The 22799-nt window shown below is 67.9% G+C and carries 23 protein-coding genes; 13 read left to right on the top strand and 10 right to left on the bottom strand.

Annotation, left to right across the window (positions count from 1 at the left end; translation table 11 throughout):
- The first annotated feature begins 77 nt into the window (after nucleotides 1-77).
- The 8 genes from sucB (at nucleotide 78) to GX543_RS10605 (ending at nucleotide 7465) form a co-directional block, all read left to right on the top strand.
- Complete coding sequence (sucB, locus tag GX543_RS10570; RefSeq protein ID WP_290851839.1) at nucleotides 78-1790, top strand: 2-oxoglutarate dehydrogenase, E2 component, dihydrolipoamide succinyltransferase; 1713 nt, start codon at nucleotides 78-80, stop codon at nucleotides 1788-1790.
- Nucleotides 1791-1799: 9 nt separating this feature from the next.
- Nucleotides 1800-2684 carry a TIGR01777 family oxidoreductase gene (locus tag GX543_RS10575; protein WP_290851840.1) on the top strand — a complete coding sequence of 295 codons (885 nt, stop codon included), beginning with the start codon at nucleotides 1800-1802 and terminating at the stop codon, nucleotides 2682-2684.
- Nucleotides 2677-3372 (top strand): lipoyl(octanoyl) transferase LipB, encoded by a 696-nt coding sequence (gene lipB, locus GX543_RS10580; protein ID WP_290851841.1) that lies wholly within the window; start codon nucleotides 2677-2679, stop codon nucleotides 3370-3372. Before GX543_RS10575 ends, lipB begins: the two co-directional genes overlap by 8 nt.
- The gene (gene lipA, locus GX543_RS10585) at nucleotides 3369-4412 is read left to right on the top strand and encodes a lipoyl synthase (protein ID WP_290851842.1); all 1044 of its coding nucleotides are present in this window, start codon (nucleotides 3369-3371) and stop codon (nucleotides 4410-4412) included. Before lipB ends, lipA begins: the two co-directional genes overlap by 4 nt.
- A gap of 93 nt (nucleotides 4413-4505) precedes the next feature.
- Complete coding sequence (locus GX543_RS10590) at nucleotides 4506-5261, top strand: DUF4191 domain-containing protein (RefSeq protein WP_290851843.1); 756 nt, start codon at nucleotides 4506-4508, stop codon at nucleotides 5259-5261.
- A gap of 1 nt (nucleotide 5262) precedes the next feature.
- Nucleotides 5263-6057 (top strand): SDR family NAD(P)-dependent oxidoreductase, encoded by a 795-nt coding sequence (locus GX543_RS10595; RefSeq protein ID WP_290851844.1) that lies wholly within the window; start codon nucleotides 5263-5265, stop codon nucleotides 6055-6057.
- Nucleotides 6057-6944 (top strand): LLM class F420-dependent oxidoreductase, encoded by an 888-nt coding sequence (locus tag GX543_RS10600; protein WP_290851845.1) that lies wholly within the window; start codon nucleotides 6057-6059, stop codon nucleotides 6942-6944. The genes GX543_RS10595 and GX543_RS10600 overlap by 1 nt, the downstream gene beginning before the upstream one ends.
- Nucleotides 6941-7465, top strand: a complete 525-nt coding sequence (locus tag GX543_RS10605; protein ID WP_290851846.1) for a nuclear transport factor 2 family protein — start codon at nucleotides 6941-6943, stop codon at nucleotides 7463-7465. The genes GX543_RS10600 and GX543_RS10605 overlap by 4 nt, the downstream gene beginning before the upstream one ends.
- Here GX543_RS10605 and GX543_RS10610 read toward each other — a convergent pair.
- From GX543_RS10610 to GX543_RS10625, 4 genes are all read right to left on the bottom strand, one after another.
- On the bottom strand, nucleotides 7422-8891 hold the full coding sequence (locus GX543_RS10610; protein ID WP_290851847.1) for an NAD(P)/FAD-dependent oxidoreductase: 1470 nt from the start codon (nucleotides 8889-8891) through the stop codon (nucleotides 7422-7424). The two genes, GX543_RS10605 and GX543_RS10610, sit on opposite strands and share 44 nt — an antisense overlap.
- A complete protein-coding gene (locus GX543_RS10615) occupies nucleotides 8888-9814 on the bottom strand; it encodes a patatin-like phospholipase family protein (RefSeq protein ID WP_290851848.1) in 927 nt (308 codons plus the stop codon). The genes GX543_RS10610 and GX543_RS10615 overlap by 4 nt, the downstream gene beginning before the upstream one ends.
- The gene (locus GX543_RS10620; protein ID WP_290851849.1) at nucleotides 9811-10728 is read right to left on the bottom strand and encodes an SDR family oxidoreductase; all 918 of its coding nucleotides are present in this window, start codon (nucleotides 10726-10728) and stop codon (nucleotides 9811-9813) included. The genes GX543_RS10615 and GX543_RS10620 overlap by 4 nt, the downstream gene beginning before the upstream one ends.
- A gap of 83 nt (nucleotides 10729-10811) precedes the next feature.
- On the bottom strand, nucleotides 10812-11345 hold the full coding sequence (locus GX543_RS10625; protein WP_290851850.1) for an RDD family protein: 534 nt from the start codon (nucleotides 11343-11345) through the stop codon (nucleotides 10812-10814).
- A 276-nt stretch (nucleotides 11346-11621) separates the two neighbouring features.
- Between GX543_RS10625 and glnA the strand changes: the two genes are divergently transcribed.
- Nucleotides 11622-13055 (top strand): type I glutamate--ammonia ligase, encoded by a 1434-nt coding sequence (glnA, locus tag GX543_RS10630; RefSeq protein WP_290851851.1) that lies wholly within the window; start codon nucleotides 11622-11624, stop codon nucleotides 13053-13055.
- A gap of 73 nt (nucleotides 13056-13128) precedes the next feature.
- Here glnA and GX543_RS10635 read toward each other — a convergent pair whose 3' ends face one another.
- Nucleotides 13129-13503 carry a CrcB family protein gene (locus tag GX543_RS10635; protein ID WP_290851852.1) on the bottom strand — a complete coding sequence of 125 codons (375 nt, stop codon included), beginning with the start codon at nucleotides 13501-13503 and terminating at the stop codon, nucleotides 13129-13131.
- On the bottom strand, nucleotides 13500-13952 hold the full coding sequence (crcB, locus tag GX543_RS10640) for a fluoride efflux transporter CrcB (RefSeq protein WP_290851853.1): 453 nt from the start codon (nucleotides 13950-13952) through the stop codon (nucleotides 13500-13502). Before crcB ends, GX543_RS10635 begins: the two co-directional genes overlap by 4 nt.
- A gap of 196 nt (nucleotides 13953-14148) precedes the next feature.
- On the opposite strand from crcB, the gene GX543_RS10645 reads away from it, so the two are divergent.
- The 3 genes from GX543_RS10645 to GX543_RS10655 all read left to right on the top strand — a co-directional run bounded on the left by GX543_RS10645 (nucleotide 14149) and on the right by GX543_RS10655 (nucleotide 16475).
- Nucleotides 14149-15156, top strand: a complete 1008-nt coding sequence (locus GX543_RS10645) for an alpha/beta hydrolase family protein (RefSeq protein WP_290851854.1) — start codon at nucleotides 14149-14151, stop codon at nucleotides 15154-15156.
- Nucleotides 15157-15267: 111 nt separating this feature from the next.
- Nucleotides 15268-15864, top strand: a complete 597-nt coding sequence (locus GX543_RS10650; RefSeq protein ID WP_290851855.1) for an FKBP-type peptidyl-prolyl cis-trans isomerase — start codon at nucleotides 15268-15270, stop codon at nucleotides 15862-15864.
- A gap of 26 nt (nucleotides 15865-15890) precedes the next feature.
- Nucleotides 15891-16475 carry an FKBP-type peptidyl-prolyl cis-trans isomerase gene (locus GX543_RS10655; RefSeq protein WP_290851856.1) on the top strand — a complete coding sequence of 195 codons (585 nt, stop codon included), beginning with the start codon at nucleotides 15891-15893 and terminating at the stop codon, nucleotides 16473-16475.
- Here GX543_RS10655 and GX543_RS10660 read toward each other — a convergent pair.
- The gene (locus GX543_RS10660) at nucleotides 16466-17971 is read right to left on the bottom strand and encodes an AMP-binding protein (RefSeq protein WP_290851857.1); all 1506 of its coding nucleotides are present in this window, start codon (nucleotides 17969-17971) and stop codon (nucleotides 16466-16468) included. The genes GX543_RS10655 and GX543_RS10660 overlap by 10 nt on opposite strands.
- A gap of 127 nt (nucleotides 17972-18098) precedes the next feature.
- On the opposite strand from GX543_RS10660, the gene GX543_RS10665 reads away from it, so the two are divergent.
- On the top strand, nucleotides 18099-18917 hold the full coding sequence (locus tag GX543_RS10665) for a TetR family transcriptional regulator (RefSeq protein ID WP_290851858.1): 819 nt from the start codon (nucleotides 18099-18101) through the stop codon (nucleotides 18915-18917).
- A 20-nt stretch (nucleotides 18918-18937) separates the two neighbouring features.
- On the opposite strand, the gene GX543_RS10670 is transcribed toward GX543_RS10665, so the two are convergent.
- The 3 genes from GX543_RS10670 to GX543_RS10680 form a co-directional block, all read right to left on the bottom strand.
- On the bottom strand, nucleotides 18938-20611 hold the full coding sequence (locus GX543_RS10670) for an AMP-binding protein (RefSeq protein WP_290851860.1): 1674 nt from the start codon (nucleotides 20609-20611) through the stop codon (nucleotides 18938-18940).
- Nucleotides 20608-21564 (bottom strand): cyclase family protein, encoded by a 957-nt coding sequence (locus tag GX543_RS10675; protein WP_290851861.1) that lies wholly within the window; start codon nucleotides 21562-21564, stop codon nucleotides 20608-20610. The genes GX543_RS10670 and GX543_RS10675 overlap by 4 nt, the downstream gene beginning before the upstream one ends.
- A 106-nt stretch (nucleotides 21565-21670) precedes the next feature.
- Nucleotides 21671-22774, bottom strand: a complete 1104-nt coding sequence (locus GX543_RS10680) for an alpha/beta fold hydrolase (protein ID WP_290851864.1) — start codon at nucleotides 22772-22774, stop codon at nucleotides 21671-21673.
- Nucleotides 22775-22799 lie beyond the last annotated feature (25 nt).

A 22799-nucleotide genomic window follows, 5' to 3' on the forward strand; every position in this document is an offset into this window, starting at 1 on the left:
GTGCACCACACCATCACCCGGACTGAATGATCGACCGAACAGCACAGTTCACGAAATTGTTAGGGAGTCACAAGCAAATGGCCTTCTCTGTCGAGATGCCCGCACTGGGCGAGAGCGTCACCGAGGGAACCGTCACCCAATGGCTGAAGCAGGAGGGCGATACCGTCGCGATCGACGAGCCGCTGCTCGAGGTCTCGACCGACAAGGTCGACACCGAGATCCCCTCGCCCGTGGCGGGCGTGCTGGTCAAGATCGTCGCCGCTGAGGACGACATCGTCGAGGTCGGCGGCCAGCTCGCGCTGATCGGAGACGCCGGCGAAGCTGCCGCGCCTGCCGCCGCAGCTGCGGAGCCGGAGCCCGAACCCGAGCCCGAGCCGGCACCCGCCGCTGCTGCTCCCGCTGATCCTCCGCCCGCCGCCGCACCGACTCCCGCGGCGTCCGGAAGCGGCACCGACATCGTGATGCCGGAACTCGGCGAATCCGTCACGGAGGGCACCGTCACCAACTGGCTCAAGCAGGTCGGCGACACCGTCGCGATCGACGAGCCGCTGGTCGAGGTCTCGACCGACAAGGTCGACACCGAGATCCCCTCGCCCGCCGCAGGCGTGCTGCTCGAGATCATCGCGGACACCGACGACATCGTCGAGGTCGGCGGACGACTCGCCGTGATCGGTGAGCCCGGCGCCGCAGCCGCCGCGCCGGCAGCACCCGCACCCGCGCCCACTCCGGAACCGGCGCCCGAGCCGACTCCGGCTCCCGTCGCCGCTGCTCCGGCTCCGGCTGCCCCGGCCGCTCCTGCTCCCGCGGCCGCTGCTCCCGCCGCTGCCGAGTCCACCGAACTGCAGTCGACTCCGTATGTGACCCCGCTGGTCCGCAAGCTGGCTGCCGAGAACGGCATCGACCTGTCGACGGTCAAGGGCACCGGCGTCGGCGGCCGCATCCGAAAGCAGGACGTGCTCGCCGCAGCCGAGGCCAAGGCTGCCCCGGCTCCCGCCGCAGCAGCTCCCGCCGCCGCACCGGCCGCCGCCTCGGCACCGGCACCCGCTGCCAGCCCCGAGCTCGATGCGCTGCGTGGAACCACGCAGAAGATCAACCGCATCCGTCAGATCACCGCGGCCAAGACTCGTGAGTCGCTGCAGACGAGTGCTCAACTGACCCAGGTTCACGAAGTCGACATGACCCGCATCGCGCAGCTGCGCACCGCGGCGAAGGCGAACTTCAAGGCCGCGGAGGGCGTCAACCTGACCTTCCTGCCGTTCTTCGCGAAGGCCGTGGTCGAGGCGCTCAAGGTGCACCCGAACATCAATGCGTCGATCAACGAGCAGGCCAAGGAGATCACGTACCACGCGGACGTGCATCTGGGCATCGCCGTCGACACCCCTCAGGGGCTCTTGTCGCCGGTGATCCACAACGCCGACGACCTCTCCCTCGCCGGCCTGGCACGCGCCATCGCCGACATCGCCGATCGCGCACGCTCGGGCAACCTGAAGCCCGACGAGCTCGCAGGCGGCACGTTCACCATCACCAACATCGGTAGCAACGGCGCGCTCTTCGACACCCCGATCCTGGTCCCGCCGCAGGCGGCCATGTTGGGTACCGGCGCCATCGTCAAGCGTCCGGTGGTCCTCACCGGAGAAGACGGCACCGAGTCGATCGCTGCACGATCGATGGCGTTCCTGCCGCTGACCTACGACCACCGCCTGGTCGACGGCGCCGACGCCGGCCGGTTCATGACGACGGTCCGTCAGCGTCTCGAGGGCGCGGAGTTCGCAGCCGATCTGGGGCTGTAAGCACCGGACATGCGCATTGCAGTTGCGGGCAGCCACGGGCTGATCGGTTCGGCCCTGGTTCCCGCACTGTCGCAGGCGGGGCACGACGTCCACACTCTGGTGCGTCGTGCCCCCGTCGGCGAGCGGGAGATCGAGTGGTCTCCGCAGGACGGCCGGTTGGCGCCGCAGGCGCTCGACGGTTTCGACGCGGTGATCGGTCTCGGCGGTGAGGGCATCGGTGATCACCGCTGGAGCGGTCAGGTGAAGCAACGCCTCCGCGACTCCCGCATCATTCCCACCACCGTGCTCGCCGAAGCGGTCGCCGCAGCGGGCGTCGGCATCTTCATCAACGCCAGCGCCACCGGCTTCTACGGCGACACCGGCGAGACGCCCGCTGACGAGTCGACAGCGGCCGGCACCGGTTTCCTCGCCGACCTGACGACCGACTGGGAGGCCGCGACAAGGCCTGCCGCCGACTCGGCGCGCGTCGTGCTGCTCCGCACGGGACCGGTCCTGTCGCGTCGCGGCGGTCTGCTCGCCAAGCTCCGCCCGCTCTACCGCCTCGGACTCGGAGCACGGATCGGAGACGGTAGGCAGTGGTTCTCGTGGATCACCCTGCCCGATGAGATCGCCGCCATCACGCACGTCCTGCACGACGACACGATCATCGGGCCGGTGAACCTCACCTCCCCCGAGCCTGCACGGTTCGCCGACTTCTCCGATCACCTCGCCCGCGCCGTGCACCGGCCCGCCCTGATGCGGGTGCCCGCCTTCGTGGCCCGGCGGGCAGGCGGCGAGATGGTCGAGGAGATGATCCTGGCGTCCTCACGGGTGATCCCGACCAAGCTCGTCGAGTCCGGCTTCGCCCACACTCACCCGAATCTGACTACTGCACTGGAGTACAGCTGTGCGTAACGCATCGTCGCGGGCCGACGGAACCTCCGTCGAAGTCCGCCTGCTCGGCACCGTCGACTACGACGAGGCCTACCAGCTTCAGCACCGGCTCGCCGACCAGCGGGCGTCGGGCGAACTGGATCACGACGTGATGCTGCTGCTTGAGCACCCGTCGGTCTACACCGCGGGCAAGCGGACCGAGGACTCCGACCGTCCGGTCAACGGCGCGCGGGTCATCGAGGTCGACCGCGGTGGTCGCATCACCTGGCACGGCCCGGGACAGTTGGTCGGCTACCCGATCATCAAGCTCGCCGAACCGCTCGACGTCGTCGACTACGTACGCCGCCTGGAAGAGGCGCTGATCGGCGTCTGCGCCCGCAACGGTGTCACCACCGGTCGGGTCGCGGGGCGCTCCGGGGTCTGGATCAGCGACGCCGCAGGCGAGCGGAAACTCGGCCAGGTGGGCATCCGCGTGGCGAAGGGCGTCACCCTGCACGGATTCGCTCTGAACGTGGACCCCGACATGACGGTGTTCGACGCGATCGTCCCCTGCGGGATCGCCGATGCGGGCGTCACTTCACTCGCCAAGGAGACCGGCTCGGCCATCACCGTCGACTCCATCCTCGACGACGTCGCCGAGCTCGTGCAGCGGTGCCTCGACGACGCCTCCGGCCCCGCCCTCGACCCCAGCGTAGGATCTGTGCCGTGACCACCACCCCAGCCAGCCCCTCGTCGCCGCGTCCCGCCGACGCCCCCGACGGCCGCAAACTGCTGCGGCTCGAAGTGCGTAACGCGCAGACCCCGATCGAGCGCAAGCCCAAGTGGATCAAGACGCGCGCCACCATGGGCCCGGAGTACACCGAGCTCAAGGGCCTGGTCCGCAGCGAAGGTCTGCACACGGTGTGCGAAGAGGCCGGCTGCCCCAACATCTACGAGTGCTGGGAGGACCGCGAGGCCACCTTCCTGATCGGCGGCGAGCAGTGCACCCGGCGCTGTGACTTCTGCCAGATCGACACCGGCAAGCCCGCACCGCTCGACCGCGACGAGCCCCGCCGCGTGGCCGAGTCCGTTCAGGCGATGGGTCTGCGCTACTCGACGATCACCGGTGTGGCCCGCGACGATCTCCCCGACGAGGGCGCGTGGCTGTACGCCGAGACGGTGCGCAAGATCCACGAGCTCAACCCGGGCACCGGCGTGGAGAACCTGATCCCCGACTTCCACGCGCGGCCCCACCTGCTCGACGAGGTCTTTGAATCACGGCCCGAGGTGCTCGCGCACAACCTCGAGACGGTGCCGCGCATCTTCAAGAGCATCCGCCCGGCGTTCCGCTACGAGCGGTCGCTGGAGGTCATCACCCGGGCGCGCGACTTCGGTCTCGTCACCAAGTCGAACCTCATCCTCGGCATGGGCGAGACCCCCGAGGAGATTCAGTCCGCGCTGCGGGACCTGCACGACGCCGGCTGCGACATCATCACGATCACCCAGTACCTGCGCCCGTCGGTGCGTCACCATCCGGTGGAGCGCTGGGTGAAGCCCGAGGAGTTCGTCGAGCACTCGAAGTACGCCGAAGAACTCGGCTTCGCCGGGGTGATGGCCGGACCGCTGGTCCGCTCGTCGTACCGCGCCGGTCGCCTCTACGCCCAGGCGATGGCTCGCCACGGGCGCGAACTGGCGCCGGAACTCGCGCACCTCGCTCAGGCCGGCTCCGCCAGCCAGGAGGCGTCGTCGGTCCTCGCACGTATGCGGTGACCGTCCGACTCGATCGCCCGGACTGAATGCCGCGTCCCACAGACCGGGTGACACCGCGACGAAGCCCAATTCGCGCCCCGTAGAGTGGCGGGTATGGCGAAGGCGCAAGACAACGCGAGTAAAGAGGCGAAGCGGGCCGCAAAGGTCGCTCGCAAGGCGGCCAGCAAGGAACGCAGACAGCAGATCTGGCAGGCGTTCCAGATGCAGCGGAAGGAGGACAAGGCCCTCATCCCGCTGATGGTCGGAACCATCGTCGTCGCGACGCTGATCTTCGCCCTTCTCGGCGAGTTCGTCTTCGGCAGCTTGTGGCTGATGATTCCGTTGGGCCTGATCCTCGGTGTGCTGCTCTCGTTCGTCCTGTTCGGACGCCGAGTCCAGCGCAGTGTCTACAAGAAGGCCGAAGGCCAGCCGGGTGCGGCGGGCTGGGCGCTCAGCAACATTCGCGGCCAGTGGCGCGTGCAGCAGGCCGTCACCGGCACCTCCCACCTCGATGCCGTGCACCGCGTCATCGGCAAGCCGGGTGTGATCCTGGTCGGCGAGGGCTCCCCCAGCCGCATCAAGCCGATCCTCTCGCAGGAGAAGAAGAAGGCCGCCCGCGTGGTCGGCGACACCCCGATCTACGAGATCCTGGTGGGCGACGGCGAAGGCATGGTTCCGCTCTCCAAGCTCGAGAAGCACATCCGCAAGTTGCCCAGCAACATCGACCGCAAGCGCATGGATGCGCTCGAAGGCCGCCTGGCCGCGCTGAAGGCCAAGGGCGCTTCCGGCCCGGCGATGCCCAAGGGCCCGATGCCGCAAGGCGCCAAGATGCGCAACGTCAGCCGTACCACCCGTCGTCGAGGAGCATGACATGACCGATCTCACCAAGTACGGCCCGTGGGCCCTCATCGTCGGCGGCTCCGAAGGAGTCGGTTCGGCGTTCGCCAAGCAGCTCGCCGCCGACGGCTTCAACATCGTGCTGATGGCCCGCAATGCCGAGCGCCTCGAAGCCGCGGCCGTCGACGTCCGCGAGGCCGGCGCCGAAGTGCGCACGGTGGCCCTCGACCTGCTGGCCGACGACGCGATCGACAAGCTCATCGCGGCCACCGCCGACATCGAGGTGGGCCTGCTGATCCTCAACGCCGGCGCCAACACCTACGGCAGCGAGTTCGTCGGCGGCGACCTCGACAAGCACCTGCAGGTCCTCGACCTGAACGTGACCCGCCAGATTCCGCTGGTGCACCACTTCGCCCAGGCGATGGTGGAGCGCGGTCGCGGCGGCGTGATCCTCGTCGGCTCCCTGTCCGGCTACTCCGGCTCCGACCGCGAAGGCATCTACGCGGCGTCGAAGGCGTTCAGCCGGATCTTCGCCGAGGGCCTGTGGGCCGAGTCCAAGCCGCGCGGCGTGGACGTCCTGCACCTGGTCCTCGGTCTCACACGCACCCCCGCGATGGCACGCAAGGGCCTCAACTTCGACATTCCGGGGATCTCGGCGTCCGACCCCGAAGCCGTCGCCGCGGAGGGCCTCGCCCACCTCGCCGACGGTCCGGTGTGGATCACCGAGGGCAACGTCGAGGTGGCGCGAGCACGATCGTCGGCCACCGGCCGCGACACGCTCATCCTCAAGTCGATCGAGGGCATCAAGAAGATCGTCGGAAAGCTCTGATGCGAATCGGCCTCGGTCTCCCGATCGTCACCGCGTATCCGCCGACCACGCAGGAGTGGGAGCACGGCGCGGGGATCACCGAAATCGCCACCGTGGCCCGAGTCGCCGACGCTCTCGGATTCCACCACGTCACCTGCAGCGAGCACGTCGCCGTCCCGGACGAGGTGGCGGCCGAGCGCGGCGGCGTCTACTGGGATCCGCTCGCGACGTTCGGCTATCTGGCCGCGGTGACGCGACAGATCCGGTTCGCGACCAGTGTGCTGGTACTCGGCTATCACCACCCGTTGGAGGTCGCCAAGCGCTACGGGACGCTGGATCAAGTGTCCGGCGGTCGGCTGGTGCTCGGCGTCGGTGTCGGCAGCCTCGAGGAGGAGTTCGAACTCCTGGGCGCCGAGTTCGCCGGGCGCGGAGCTCGCGCCGACGATGCGCTCGCGGCGATTCGTTCCGCGTTCGCCACCGGGACGCCGTCGCACGCCGGACCGTACTACGCCTACGACGGCGTCACCGTGGAGCCTCATGCCGCGCAGGCCCAGGTCCCGGTCTGGGTGGGTGGCCGCAGCCGACGCGCGCTGCGCCGTGCCGTCGAACTCGGCAACGGTTTCAGCCCGTTCGCGCTGACGCCGGACCAGGTGCGCGACATGCTCGCGGCCACCGACCTGCCCGCCGACTTCGACGTGATCCTCCCCAGCGGTCCGCTGGACCCGCTGGGCGATCCCGGCGAGACCAGGCGACGAATCGATCGTCTCGGCGACGCCGGAGCCACGATCGTGACCGCGTCCATCGCAGCGACGAGCGTCGCACACTACGTCGAGCAGCTCACCGAGCTGCACGCCATCGGCCAGGCCCTCGGCGTGGCCTTCACCCCCGCAGGAGAGTTGTCGCCATGACCGTCGAAGAACGCCTCGCGGCCCTCGAGAAGAGGCTGCACGATGTCGAGGATCAGCTCGCCATCACCGATCTCATCTACCGCTACGGTCCGGCCATCGACACCGGTTCGGTGGACGACGTCCTCGCGCTGTTCACCGACGACGGCGTCTACGACGTCGACACCGGAATCCTGTCGGGGGCCGACGAGATCGCCGCGATGGTCACCGGCGACATGCACCAGGGTTTGATTCGACGCGGGTGCGGGCACGTGATGAGCGCCCCGCAGATTCGCGTCGAGGGCGACGAAGCGACCGTCGTGAGCTACTCGCAACTGGTGTTGCGGAACGCGAACTCCAAGGACTACAGCGTCCTCCGGACCACCGTGAACTACTGGCAGCTGGTGCGTACCGACGACGGGTGGCGCATCGCGCACCGCACGGCTCGCAAGGCCGACGGCACCGCCGAAGTGCGCGCCCTGCTCGGCTCGCACTCGGCGGCTAGCCTCGCCGCACGTGAAAGTGACTCGGGTCGGGACGACTGAGCATCGCGTCGAGCTCACGGCGGTCGAACGGCCACAGGTCCACCACACCTGACTCGTTGAAGTACCAGGAGTTGCAGCCGCCGGTGTTCCAGACGGTCGGCTCGAGAGCCGCGACCACCTGCTCGTTGAACGCGGCGGTCGCGCTCTCGGTGACCTCGATCCGATCGGCCTCTCCGCGGCGGAAGGCATCGAACCACGAGACCAGGTAGCGAGCGGTGCGCTCGGCGGTGTGCTGCAGGGAGATGGATCCGGTGGGCGAGTTCGGCCCCAGGACCGTGAACAGGTTCGGAAAGCCCGGGATCGCCGTCATCCGGTAGGCCCGCGGCCCGCCCTCCCAGGCTTCGTCGATGGTCAGCCCGTCGCGACCGACCACTTCCATCGGCCGCATGTAGTCGTGCGCGCGGAAGCCGGTGGCCAACACGATCACGTCCACCTCGTGACGGGTGCCGTCGGAGGTGATGATCGCGTCCTCGGTGACCTCGGCGATGCCGTCGGTCACCAGGTCGGCGTTGGCGGCCCGAATGGCCCGGTAGTAGCTCCCCGACACCACCTGGCGTTTGCACAGCGGCTGGTAGTCGGGCGTCAGTGCCTCACGCAGGGCGCCGTCCGGGACCTGCCTCCGCAACGACAACCGCGCGTAGGCCTGCACTGCGCGGCGACGCCAGGTGTCGTTGCGGACGATGTCGGCGAGAATGCCCGAACCCCACAGCAGCCCGCGATACAGCGCGTGATGCGCGGACGGAAATGCCTTCAGCGCAGCCCCGGCGAACGGGAGCTGGGGCAACCACATCGGCGCCCACAGGATCCACTGCGGCGTGCGGGTGAAGTGGACCAGCGACTGCGCCTGCGGCTGCAGCGCCGAGACCACCTGCACCCCGGTCGACCCGGTCCCGATCACGGCGATCCGCTTGCCCGCGGTCGCGAGCTCGTCGTCCCAGCGCGCGGTGTGGACCACCGGTCCGGCGAAGGACTCCAGACCCGCGATGTCCGGGATCGCCGGGTTCTGCAGGACGCCGGTGGCGCACACGACGAAGTCGGCGACGAGGTGCTCGCCGTCGGCGAGAGTCACCGTCCAGGTGCCCGCGTCGTCGTCGTAGACCGCACTCGTCACCTCGGTGTCGAGGCGGATCCGGTCCATCAGGCCCAGGTCTTCGGCCACGTCGCGGTGGTACCGCTGGATCTCGGGGCCGGTGGACCAGATCTTCGACCAGTCGGGCTTGGGCGCGAAGCCGAACTGATAGATCTGCGACGGCACGTCGCAGGTGAGGCCCGGATAGTGGTTCCAGTACCAGACTCCGCCGACGTCACTTCCCTTCTCCAGGACAGTGAAGTCGGTGAAGCCTGCATCCTGCAACACGTACGCGGTGGTGATGCCCGCGACGCCCGCGCCGATGACCACGATCCGCGGTTCCCGGGGCGCGGTCATCGCGCGGTCTCCAGCGCGCGCTCGACGGTCGCTCCGACCGTCCGGCGGGCGGCGTCGAACGCTTGCTCCCTGCGGTTTCGATTCATGAAGTTCGCGCCGAGGCCGGCCATGTCCTCGCGGCTCGGCGCGATGTGCACCACGCGGGTACCGCGACGTCGGACCGTCTCGATCTCGGCGTCGAGCACCTTCGACATCGGGCGACGCAACGCGGCCGCCTCGAGCAGTCCGCCGATGCCGGGCGCACGAACGGTCGGCGCGGACGCCATCGGCGTGATCACGTAGATCAGATCGGCTTCGCTCGCCCCGATCAGGTCGACGGATGCGGTCGACGCCGCTCCCCCGTCCACGTAGTCGCGGCCGTCGATGGTGACCGGCGGCATCCAGGCGGGAATGGCCCACGAAGCGCGCAGCGCCTCGCTCGCCGTCGCCCACGGGGCTCCCGGGGCGCCGAAGGCCACCCGTCGTCCGTCGTCGACACGACAGGCCACCATCCGGACGCCCGGGTGCGCCGCCCGACCGTCGTCACCGGCCGTCGCCTCCGCAAGGCGTCGCAGCCACGACGCGTCCCCGCGTCCGCGCGGCGCGATGCCGACGAGCTTCGCGTGTCCGCCGCCCCGGGTCCACAGGGTCGACGGGTTCGGCATCGCCGGTCCCGGAACACGAGGCAGGCTGGGCGGGGTGTCGGCGAGGTGTCGTTCCAGGATCGGGTCCGTCGGTCGACCAGCCTGCATGTCGGCGAGATCGGACGCCGAGAAGCCGCCGCCCAGCATCGTCACCATCTCGGCTCCGGCCGAGGTCCCCTGCAGCACGGTGGCGTCGGCGGGATTCCAACCGGTCTGCCTGGTCAGTTCGTGGAGTGCTGCGATGGCCCACGCGCCGCCGATGGTGCCGCCGCAGCCGATCGCCAGCGCCGTCGCGGTCATCGGGTCTGATCCTTGGTCTGGGAGTGCTCCAGTGTCTGGCGCTCCAGTCGCGCGAGATAGGTCGCCCGCTCGACGGGATCGAGCGCCATCGCCTGACGATGGCCCACCAGTTCGCGCACCACGCGCTCCACCGATTCGGGGACGAACTGGTCCACGAGTGCCCAGCCGGGCAGGACCCACCCCGGCGACGACACCCGCGCGGCACGGGTGCGGACCGTCCGCACGATCGCGCGCACCACGTCGTCCGGATCGACCGTCGGCAGCACGCCGCCCAGGTCGGCCCCCGACGACAGTTCGGTTCGCACCGCCGACGGCAACACCGCGGACACCGTGACGCCGGTGCCGTCGTACTCCCGCCGGGCCGCGAGCGACGCCCCATACGCGGCGAACTTGCTGGCGTTGTAGGTGACCATTCCGGGCAGCGGCAGCATTCCCGCCATCGACGCGACGTTGACGATGTGGCCTCGTCCGGCGTCGACCATCGTCGGCAGCACCGCACCCATGCCGTTCAGCACGCCCTTGACGTTGACGTCGAGGATCAGATCGGTTGTCGCCGCCGCTTCCTCGGCGAACGGACCGGTCGGCATCACCCCCGCATTGTTGACCAGGATGTCGATCCGACCGTCCACCGTCAGCACCTCGTCGACCACCGAGCCCCAGGCGCCTCGATCCGTGACGTCCAGGCGAGCCGAACGGGCACCGTCGATCGTCGAGGCCAACCGCGCGGCGTCATCGGCATCGACGTCGGTCACCCACACCCGGGACCCCGCCGCAGCGAACATCGCCGCCGCCTCGGCTCCGATGCCGCGGGCCGCACCGGTCACGATGACGACCGCGTCCTCGAGTTCGATGCGCGGGTTCTGCCGCGCGTACGCGCCCGGCAGCAGCGCTGTGATCATTCCGGAAAGCCGCATGCTCTACCCTTCCAATCAACCGTGACATCGGTCGTTGGCAACGATCATTGCACGGCGCCGGTTCTCAGCGGAGTGCGCGTCGGTCAGCGGGTGCGAACGATGGCGGTTCCCGTCGCGCGATCGTGCATGGCCCGTCCGTTGTAGTCGTTGATCAACGCCGGGACCACGAAGAGCAGAATCACCTGCCGGCCGAGCGCCCGCACGATCCCGACAGCGGCGCGCGGCTCCCGTCCCTCGATCTCCGCTGCTGTTCGCTCGGGACCGAGATCGACACGCGCCACGCGCGTCCCCACGAAGAACTGCCCGGGCGTGAACCCGAAGATCGCGACGGCCAGCACGCCGATCACGCACCAGATGATCAACTGCGGCGTGGCTGCACTCCGCATCGTCATCTCGAGGCTCGACGCCATGTGGTTCGCGGGCTTGACGCCCATGATCGCGACCGCGACGCCGCCGGCGATCAACCAGTCGATCAGGAGGCCGAGCACCCGGCCCCAGCCACCGACCAGCGAACCCGGGCCGTCGGCGGGCAGCCCGAGGTCCTGGCCGTTGTAGTCGTTGTCGTCAGCCCCGGGGAACTGCGGCCCCGACAGCCATGTGCCCGTCGCGCGCGCCACTACTTGCCTCCTCTGGAAACGACCATGAGCCAATCCTATCGAGCGGACCCACCAGGCCCAATCGAGTGACGCCCACCACAGGAATCGAGGAGAAATGCCGCATTCCGTTACCTAATGGCCCTCGCTGTAACAAAGGAGAAACATTGGATCAACGCACGAGCAACGTCATCTCCGTAGTCTGTATTCCGAGATCCGCACGACCGAGCGACGGTCGTTGCGATGTCAGGCCAGACACCACTCTGGCCGCATATTCACCAAGAAGGAGTCAGGCGAACCGTGTACAACACGAACGAGGAACTGCTCGAGGGAATCAAGGCAGAGGGCGTCGAGTACGTCGACATCCGCTTCTGCGACCTGCCGGGAACCATGCAGCACCTGTCCATTCCGGCCCACGCATTCACCGAGGACGTCTTCGAAGACGGTCTGGCATTCGACGGCTCGTCGATCCGCGGATTCCAGTCGATCGATGAGTCCGACATGATGCTGTTGCCGGATCCGGCCACCGCGCGCATCGATCCGTTCCGCAAGGCCAAGACGATGAACGTCAACTTCTTCGTCCACGACCCCTTCACTCGCGAGGCCTACAGCCGCGACCCCCGCAATGTCGCGCGCAAGGCGCAGGACTACCTGACCTCCACGGGCATCGCCGACACCTGCTTCTTCGGCGCCGAAGCCGAGTTCTACATCTTCGACTCGGTGTCGTTCAGCTCCGAGATCAATGGCACCCACTACGAGGTCGAGTCCGAGTCCGGCCGGTGGAACGCCAAGAACCAGACCAACCCCGACGGCACCCCGAACCGCGGCTACAAGGTCCGCCAGAAGGGCGGCTACTTCCCGGTCGCGCCGTACGACCACTACGTGGACCTGCGCGACGAGATGTCGACGACCCTGACCGCGTCGGGCTTCGAGCTGGAGCGCGCGCATCACGAGGTCGGCACCGGCGGCCAGACCGAGATCAACTACAAGTTCAACACCCTGCTGCACGCCGCGGACGACGTCCAGCTGTTCAAGTACATCACCAAGAACGTCGCGTGGCAGCACGGCAAGAGCGTGACCTTCATGCCGAAGCCGCTGTTCGGTGACAACGGCTCGGGCATGCACGCCCACCAGTCGCTGTGGAAGGACGGCAAGCCGCTGTTCCACGACGAGTCCGGGTACGCCGGCCTGTCGGACATGGCCCGCTACTACATCGGCGGCATCCTGCACCACGCTCCGAGCCTGCTGGCGTTCACCAACCCGACGATCAACTCGTACAAGCGCCTGGTGAAGGGCTACGAGGCGCCGATCAACCTGGTCTACAGCCAGCGCAACCGCAGCGCCTGCGTCCGCATCCCGGTCACCGGCAACAACCCGAAGGCCAAGCGCATCGAGTTCCGCTGCCCCGACAGCTCGGGCAACCCGTACCTGGCGTTCGCCGCCATGATGATGGCGGGCCTGGACGGCATCAAGAACCGCATCGAGCCGCACGAGCCGGTCGACAAGGATCTCTACGAGCTCCCGCCGGAGGAGGCCAAGGGCATCCCGCAGGCGCCGACCGCGCTGTCGGAGGTCATCGACAACCTCGAGCGCGACCACGACTACCTGACCCAGGGCGGCGTGTTCACCGAGGACCTCATCGAGACCTGGATCGCGCTGAAGCGCGAGACGGAGATCGAGCCGATCCAGATCCGCCCGCACCCCTACGAGTTCGACCTCTACTACGACTGCTGATCACCACCAGCAACGACCCGCTCCGCGACTTCCTCGCCGAGCGGGTCGTTTCTTTCTCTAGAGCGCAGCGACACTAGAGCGCAGCTACCCAGATACCGAGGGCGGCGGCACCGACCGACAGCACCAACGTCCCGATGACGTCGACTGCGGCGGCACGCCACCGGCCGGCGCGCGCGAGGGTCGCGGCGTCGAACATCGCGGTGCTGAACGTGGTGTAGCCGGCACAGAATCCCGACGCGAGCACCACGCTCCACTGCGACGCATCGCCTGCGAACATCGCCAGACCGGTGATGAGTCCCAGGAGAAACGATCCGACGACGTTGATGCTGAGAGTTCCCCAGGGGAGGCCCGACGTCACCCGCGCTTTCACGAACGTGTCTTGGACGAACCTGGCGGAGGCCCCGAGTCCGCCGAACAGGCTCAGGCCGATCAGCCCCACCCAGGTCACGCGACGCCCTCCGACCGTCGCCGCGCGGTGTGCGCCGCCCCGATGCCGAGTGCGACCGACACCAACCCGACCACCAGACTCGACGCCGCATAGGCCGCCGCGACGCCCATCCGGTCGGACGTGGTCAACAGGTTGATCTCGACGGCGAAGCTGCTGTACGTGGTGAAGGCGCCGAGAAAGCCGGTGCCGATCAGAAGTCGCAGCCGCTTGCGGATACCCGCGTCGGGGCCGGCGAGAGCCAGCGACTCGAGCACCAGGCCGAGGACGAAGGCGCCCACCACGTTCACCGTGAAGGTCGCCACCGGGAAGCCGCCGTCGACGCCCGGTAAGGCCGACTCGACGGCGTAGCGGGCGGGAGCCCCCAGCATGCCGCCGGCGAACACCCACGGCATCAGGGCGAACGGCGGGTCGGCCCGCCGTGCTCCCGCGCGGTTCGCAGTCCCAGCCATAACCAGCACTCTATGCGGTGGCGAGGAGCACTTCTGTGCCGCCGACGGTTCGCGAGTTGCCCGGGTGCCCGAGTCCGATGCTACAAACGATCGCGAGCGTGACGTGTGCAACCGACGTCGCCCTCGCCCTCGCCTCCCTCCCAGGCCCCGACACGAGTGATCAACGTCGCTCACGCAGTGGAAGACTCGCCTCACCATGAAGTCCCGTTCTCTCGCCAGTCTGCTGACCGGCGCCCTTCTTCTCGCGACCGCCGCGGTCGGCCAGTCCGTCGTCGGCGGCGTCGCCGATGCCGCACCGTCCTCGATCATCTCCGTGCAGCCGGGCAACACCGACCAGCACAAGATCATCACCGTGTACTCCGAGTCGATGGGCATCGATGTGCCGCTCGACGTCCTGGTGCCGAAGGACTCCTCGAAGCCCGCACCCACCTTCTACCTGCTGAACGGCGCAGGCGGCGGCGAGGATTCAGCCAGCTGGGCACTCCGCACCGACTACGTCGACTACTTCAAGAACAAGCACGTCAACGTGGTGACCCCGCTCAAGGGCAAGTTCTCGTACTACACCGACTGGCAGCAGGCCGACGAGACGATCGGCAAGCACATGTGGCAGACGTTCCTCACCAAGGAGCTGCCGCCCCTGTTGGACAAGGAACTGAATACCACCGGCAAGAACGGCATCGCAGGCATCTCGATGGCAGGCACCTCCGTCCTGAACCTGGCGATCGCCGACCCCGAGCTCTACGAGATCACCGCCTCCTACAGCGGCTGCGCGCGCACCAGCGATTCCGTGGGCCAGCGCTACATCCGCATGGTCGTCGAGGACCGCGGCAAGGCCGACACCCGCAACATGTGGGGCCCGTACAAGGGCTCGGGCTGGCGTGCCAACGACCCGTACCTCAATGCGGAGAAGCTGCGCGGAACGCAGGTGTATCTGTCGTCCAACTCGGGCCTGCCCGGTCAGGACGAGTCGCTGTCGCCGGGCAGCTCGGCTACCGAGGGCGTCGCCCTGGCCGATCGCGTGGCGCTCGGCGGCGCCATCGAAGCCGCCACCAACGTCTGCACCCAGCAGATGGCTCAGCGCCTGGCACAGCTGAAGATTCCGGCCACGGTCAAGATCCGCCCGCAGGGCACTCACTCGTGGGGCTACTGGGAGCGCGAACTGCACTCGTCGTGGCCGATGATCGCCAAGGCGATCGGCGCATAACCGATTCTTCAGGTGGCTCGGGGTCCAGTCGGGGGACCCCGAGCCATCGTCGTTTTCGTGCCAGGGTCCACGGCTGCGGTCGGCAGGCGCACGAGTGCTAGTGTCGCGCAGATGAAGCGCAAGACTCTCCTGCTGATCCCCGCCCTCGCCTGCGCCCTGATCGTGACCGGCTGTTCCGGCGACACCGGCGATGCCGCCGACAGCAGCCTCAAGGTCACCCGCGCCACTCCGTTCATGGAGGGCGGTGTCTGCCCGGAGGCCGATCCGCCCGCCGACACCAAGGCGCAGTGGGAGGTCACCGGCGCGTCCGGCAGCGCCGCGATCGCCGGCTCGACCGATGAGTTCGCCCCGTTGATCAAGGTGACCGCCCCGTTGACGGTCGACGAGACCCAGGTCCGCACATTGACCGCAGGCGACGGCGACGAGATCACCGACGACAGCATCGTGAACGTCTGCTACGAGGGCGTCAACGGCCGCAACGGCGAGGTCTTCGACAGTGCGTACCAGCGCGGCACTCCCACGCGGATGCGCGCGGACAGCGTGGTTCCCGGGTTCCGCAAGGCACTGGTCGGACAGCGGGTCGGCGCATCCGTGGGGGTGGTCATGACCTCCGCGGACGGCTATCCCGAAGGCAGTCCGGACGGCACCATCCGGCCCGGCGACTCGATCGTTTTCGTGCTCAAGATCATGGCCGCGGAGCCGAGCTGAGACGCTGCCCGATAGGCTGACCCACCATGAAGCCTCCCACCTTGAAGCTCAAGGCCCTGGTCCTGTTCCCACTCGCGGCGAGCGCCCTCGCGCTGACCTCGTGCTCGTCCGACGATGCTCCCGCCGACGACCCGTCGATCAACGTGCTCTCCTGCGCCCCGGCGGCGGCCCCCTCCGGCGATCCCACCTGGGTCGCCAAGGGCATTCAGGGCCAAGCGGCGTTCACCGTCACCGACGAGGCCACCAACGCGGCGCCGAAGATCGACATCACGATCCCGTTCAAGGTCGACAAGACCGAGGTCAAGACCCTCACCGAGGGGACCGGCGCCGTGGTCTCCGATTCGTCGTACGTCAGCGTCTGCTACGAGGGCGTCAACGGCACCACCGGCAAGGTCTTCGACAGCGCGTACCAGCGCGGTGAGCCCGCCCAGTTCTCCCCCGCCGGCGTGGTCCCCGGCTTCCGCGACGCGCTGGTGGGACAGAAGGTCGGCTCCACCGTCGCCGTGGTGATCCCGTCCGAAGACGGCTACCCGACCGGCACCGGTGACGGCACCATCAACGCCGGCGACACCATCGTGTTCGGTCTGAAGATCCTCGAGATTCAGGAGTAGTTCTCGCCACGCAGCTCGCGGCGCAGCACCTTGCCGGTCGGACTCTTGGGTAGTTCCCTGACCATACGAATCCGGCGCGGACGCTTGTACGCCGCGAGCTGTGTCCGTGAGAAATCGATGAGCTCGGCGGGAGTGACGGTGCGACCAGACCGCACCGTCACGAACGCGGTGACCTCCTCGCCCCTGGTCTCGTCGGGCATGCCGACGACGACCGCTTCGGCCACCGCCGGATGCCGCGCAAGCACTTCTTCCACTTCGCGCGGCCACACTTTGTAACCGGCCGTGGTGATCATGTCCTTACGACGATCGAGCAGAAAGATCCACCCGGACTCGTCGACGAAGCCGATGTCTCCGGTACGGAGCGCGCCGTCGACGATGTCGGCGGTGTCCTCCCCCGCGCGCCAGTAGCCTCCGATGACCTGGGGTCCGCGCAACTCGATCTCGCCGACCTCCCCGGCAGCCACCTGCCTGCCGTCGACGTCGACCACTCGACAGACGGTCGCAGGCACCGGCAGGCCGATCGCCATCGCGCCCGACTCGGCGTCCACCGGGATCGGCTCGCCCATCGGCGTCGCGATCGCAGGCGACGTGGTCTCGGTCAGTCCGTAGAGAATGTTGAGCGGCTGCCCGGTCCCCGACTCGATCAGGTCGGCGACCGCCCTGGACACCGGAGCACCCCCGGTGTACAGCGAGCGCACCGAGGCGAAATCCTCGGGGCCGGTCGACGCGTTGACCACGGAGACCAGCGCCGTGACCGTGCCGACGATGAAGGTCGGTCGATGGCGGCGAACCTGCTCGATCATCACCTCGGCGGCGAACCGGTGTGCCAGGACCAGACGCGCACCGGTCCGAAAAGCGACCGCCATATGGCCGATCATGCCGGTGATGTGGAACAGCGGCGAGATCGCCAGCACGACGTCCGCATCGGTCAGCGACATCAGCAGCCGGTAGATCTCAGCGGATGCGGTGACGTTGGCGTGTGTGATCACTGCGGCCTTCGGCACACCCGTGGTGCCGGAGGTGTACATCAGGAGTGCGGGATCGGTCGACGCGATCGGGTGCGGTGCGAATTCGCCGTCGGCGAGCTCGGGCGCCTCCGCGAACAGGGCGGCCTCGCGATCGATCAGGACGACCGTCGCCACCTCCGTGTCACCCCCGTCGATCACCGACCGGGGCACACCCGCGAACTCCTCCTCCAGGCACACCAGGGCGCGGGTCTCGGTGTCGATCAACAGGAACGCCAACTCGCGCTCGGTGTACATGGGGTTCACGGGCACCGCCACGCCGCCGAGCTTCCACGCGGCGAGGACCGCGACGACGAAGGCCGGATCGTTCTGGGTGAGGATCGCGAGCCGATCGCCGGGTTCGAAACCGTCCTCGCGCAGGGCACTGGCGAGCGCCGACGATCGGTGATCGACGGTCGCCGCAGTGAGTTCGACGTCGAAGTACGAGATGAGCGGTTGCGTCGCCGACCTCGCGCACGCCGTCCGAAACATTTCGAGTCCGTCAGCCGGACCCACCACCTCTGCGCCCACCACCAACCCTCCTGCAGCGCGGACATCGCCCACCCGCGTCTTATGTGTCGTTGTCCACACCATACGCGCGGCGGGATAGCGTGAGGACATGTCCCGACCGTCGGCACCGCAGTTGATGATTCGCCCTGCGCGCGAACTCGCCGGCATCTCAATGCGGGAGCTCGCGCGACGGATCGGTGTCAGCGTCGGGACGATGAGCGGAATCGAGACCGGCAAGACCGTGCTGTCCGACGATCGCTTCACCTTGATCGCGCAGGCGCTGGGCTCCACGCCCGAAGCCATCGCCGAGCTGACCGTTCCCGACGCGGACGACTCCGGGAGTCTGACTCCGCAAGCCTTCGACTGGCGCGACTATGGCGACCTCGACCTCGATCCGGTCCTCGGCGCGGCGATCACCTGCTTCGTCAGCACCGGATACCACGGCGCGACGATGCGGAGTGTGGCCGCCGAAGCGGGGATCAGCGTGCCGGGCGTCTACCACCACTACCCCAACAAGCAGAGCCTGCTGGTTGCGATCTTCCAGGTGGCATCGTCCGAATTGACCGCCCACCTGCGCGCGGCCGTGGCCGAGGCAGCCGGCGCGACGGCGCGGTTGTCGAACCTCAGCGAGGCCACCGTCCTGTTCGCCGCGCGGCGGCGCGAGCTCGCCTCGATCACGATGACCGACCGGAACAGCCTCGTCGGGGCGCCTGCCGCGACGGCTACCGCCGATATGGCACAGCTCGTCACCGAGTTCGCGCAGCCGATCGCCGACATCGGCGCTGTCACCGACGTACACGGTGCCGCGCGGGCGGCGGTCGAGCTGTGTCTCAGCGTGTGCCGCTGGTTCGACGGCGACGCCGACGAAGCCGCCGCAACGGCAACCGAATACGCCGACTACGTGCGCAGCCTGGCGGGCGCACCGTAGTCGGCGTAGTCAGATCGGACTCAGGCCTCGTCGACCGCCTGATCCCGCAGGGTGCGACGCAGTACCTTCCCCGTCGCCGTCTTGGGCAACTCGGTCAGGATCTCCACCGATCGCGGATACTTGTACGCGGCCATCCGCTCCTTGGCGAACGCGATGATCTCTTCCGCGGTCGCCGTCTTGCCCGGCTGCAGAGAGACGAAGGCCTTCACCGATTCACCGCGATACTCGTCGGGCACCCCGACCACCGCGGCCTCCGCCACGGCCGGATGGCCGTACAGCATGTCCTCCACCTCGCGCGGCCACACCTTGTAGCCGGAGGCGTTGATCATGTCCTTCTTGCGATCGACCAGATAGAACCAGCCGTCAGCGTCCATGAATCCCACGTCGCCCGTCCGAAGCTCGCCGCCCGGGATCGATTCGGCCGTCGCATCCGGCCGATTCCAGTATCCCGGAACCACTCCGGGACCGCTTGTCGCGAACTCGCCGACCTCGCCCACCGGGACATCGGCGCCCCCGTCGTCGACCACACGCACCGTGGTGTTGAAGACCGGCACGCCCACTGCCAACGCTCCCGAGTCGGGATCGACCGGCGCGCGAACACCGTATGGCACCGCGTGCGACGGCGAGTTGGTCTCGGTCAGGCCGTAGACGTTGTGGATGTACGCCCCGAAGACCTTCTCGAGTCGCTCGGCGACGGCAGGTGCGATCGGCGCCCCGCCCGAATACAACGCCCGAAACGAGGCGAAGTCGCCCTCGCGTGCATCCGGCGAATCAGCCAGCGCGATGTAGGCGGTGATCGCACCGACCGTGAACGTCGGTCGATGCTCACGGATCGCGTCGATCATCACGTCCGGAGCGAACCGGTGCGCCAGCACCAGCGGCACGCGCAGCAGGCCCGCGATCATCACATGCGCCACCAGTCCGGTGATGTGAAACAGCGGCGCGACGCCGAGCACCACGTCGTCAGCGCCGAGGCCGATCCAGTCCCGGTAGGTCTGGGCGTTGAACGCCAGGTTCCCGTGCGTGTTGGTCGCACCCTTGGGTCGGCCCGTCGTTCCCGACGTGTAGCTCAGGACCGCGGTGTCGTCCGAGTTCGGAGACGCCGCGGGCGGCGGCGTGCCGTCGTGGTCTCGGATCACTGCCGACAGCGCAAGTGCGCCGTCCTCCGACGGCCGCGACAGGCCGCTGAACAACCGCTGGTCGTCGCGCGTCTGGAAATCGAGTGCCGATGCGAGAACCACCGTGCGCACAGCAGTGTCGCCGGTAGCGATCACCTCCCTCGCGATCTCGTCGTACAGCGTGTCCAATGCCAGCAGTGCCACAGCGCCCGAGTCGGAAAGCAGGTAGCTGAGCTCGGCGTGACGATTCATCGGGTTGATCGAGACGGCGACACCGCCCGCTTTCCACGCAGCCACCAGCCCGATCACGAAGGCCGGGTTGTTCTGCACGTAGAGGCCGAGGCGATCACCGGGCGCGAAGCCGTCGGCGATCAGCCTCGCCGCGAGCGCATCCGATGCCGTCCCCAGTTCGCCGAACGTCAACCCGCCGTCGAAGTACTTGATGGCCGCCGCGTCCGGTGTCTCCAGCGACGCCGAGACGAAGATGTCGAGTGCCGTCCGATGATCGACGTCGATGTCAGCGGGAACGCCGTCGCTGTACAGCGGAAGCCACGGCCGATCGATGTAACGAGTCACTTGATCGCCACCGGGTTCACCGGAGAGCCCGTGGCTCGGTGGATCTTGAGCGGCGCGGCCACGTAGAAGCAGCTGTAGCGACCGTCTTCGGCACAGTCGTCGGCCAGTGCCTCGAGATTGCAGATCTCGGTGAATGCGATGCCGAGGTTGCGCATCAACGCGTTGTGCAGGACCAGAGCGACACCGGTCGACGGGTCGACCGTGACCTCGTTCGCAATGGTGTCGGTCACCAGGTTCGGGATCTCCATGTCCTGGAACCACTCGACCAGTTCCGGCGAGTATTCCAGGCCCGACTCGCAGAAGTCGTCGTAGAAGGCGTCGCCCTTCTCGAAGAACAGCTGCAGGTGATTGGTGCGAATCATGATGATGTCGCGCTTCTCGATCGGTGTCCCCTGCTGCTCGGCGCAAGCGATGAGATCCCGATGGGTGAAGGTCTCCTTCGGATCGAGATAGGGCTTGCCGCGGTAGCGCGCCATGTCGAGCAGCACTGCGCGGCCCGCGACGCCGCGCTCGCCGATCGGCGCGACACTGGCCTTGTCGAGTCCGCCGATCGTGGTGCGAGCGTCGTAGCCGTTCCAGATCTTGCCGTCGTACCAGACGTGCCCGAGCGCGTCGTACTGCGTGCTGCCCTGGAGAAATGCGTTGATCTTGTCGTCGGCATAGTGCAGGCCGCCCGGGAACGCCGGACCGTCGCTGCCTTCGTCCCAATGGGACTCGTCCAGGATCATCTCGCGGGTCGCGGGACTGCGACCCGGCCAGACCGGGTCACCGTTCGGGTCGCCGATCAGTCGCTGCAGGGTGAAGAGTGCGCCTCGCTTGATCTGCGCGGCGCCGCGAAGGACCTGATCCGGAGTCAGGTAGTTGAGCGAGCCGACTTCGTCGTCAGGCCCCCACTTTCCCCAGTTCGACGGGGAGCCGGCGAGCAACTCGGTAAGGTCGGGTGCATCGGTCATCGAAAAACCTCCAAGGCAGATTGAACACTCAGACCGAGCGTTCGGTAATGTTCAGCGTGATCACTGTCACTCACCCGTGGAGGTTTGTCAAGGAATCGTCGAAAGTTCAGCTGATGTGCGACGGAGCGAAGGCGGCGATCAGGTCCGGAGCACCTGCCGTCCTGTTCATGATCGGCGAGCCGAAGAACGGCGCCACCAGGCGGCACGGAACCAGGCGCAGGTCCTCACCTTCGAGCGCGTTCAACACCATTGCCGCAGCGCGCGGCGAACCGCAGATGCCGAGGTGGTCGGAGAAATCCTTGGCGCAGCCGTCCTGCAGGACGATGTTGGTGACATTGTCGTCCGGCAGGCCGACCACCTGCCCCGAGGTGTACGGGCGAACCAGTTCGTCGTGCGCGGTCGAGATGTTCGTGTACTCGATCCCCTGCACGTAGGGACTGCCCCCGAAGTTCAGCTTCTCCAAGAAGTGCGAGCCCGCCATCATCTGCGGCAGCGCATGACACGGAATCACCGCGCCGACATCGATGCCGTACGTCTCTTTTAAGTCGGTGGTCAGCGGCCGAGTGCTGGTCAGCGTCGACGTTCCCTCCCACAGCGGGGCCAGTGACACATACCGTCGGATCTTGCTCTCGCCCCCGAGGAACTTAGCCCAATAGCCGGGAACGATGGTGCCCTGCGAGTGTCCGACCACGTCGACCTGAGTGGCACCCGTCGACGCCATCACCTTTTCGGCGAACTCGCCGAACTCCCTTGCGCTGTCCTCGATCCGCTTCATTCCGCCGAGCGCGGAGATCGGCCACTTCGCCCCCTCGAGCGCCCCGTAGGTCAGTGTGAATACGGAGAAGCCCGCATCCACCAGCAACGGAACGTATGTGCCCCAGTTGGTCTGACCGCCGCCCGCGGTGCCGTGGACCAGGATCACCGGAACCGGATGCTCCGGGCTGCAGGGCACGTCCCACTGGTTGGCCCCCGGCAGCGCGCCACCGGGGTTCGCCAGCTCCGGCCCGATACCCGAGAAGAAGTCGTAGACGATGCGGTTGTTGGCCTGCTGCTGTTCGTCGCCGATCGAGACCAGATGCTCCAGCGGGAGCTTCTGGACCACGGCCTGACCGACCTTCAGCGCCGGCGCAGCCACCCACTGCCCAACTCGGATGCCGGCGGTGATCACGTCCGACACCGGGCGACCCCAGCGGCTGTGCAGGATGTTCATTGGTCCAGAACGCCTTTCGTCAGGA

Origin of the sequence: Gordonia sp. (in: high G+C Gram-positive bacteria), from assembly GCF_012515855.1 — a bacterium.
Lineage (GTDB): Bacteria > Actinomycetota > Actinomycetes > Mycobacteriales > Mycobacteriaceae > Gordonia.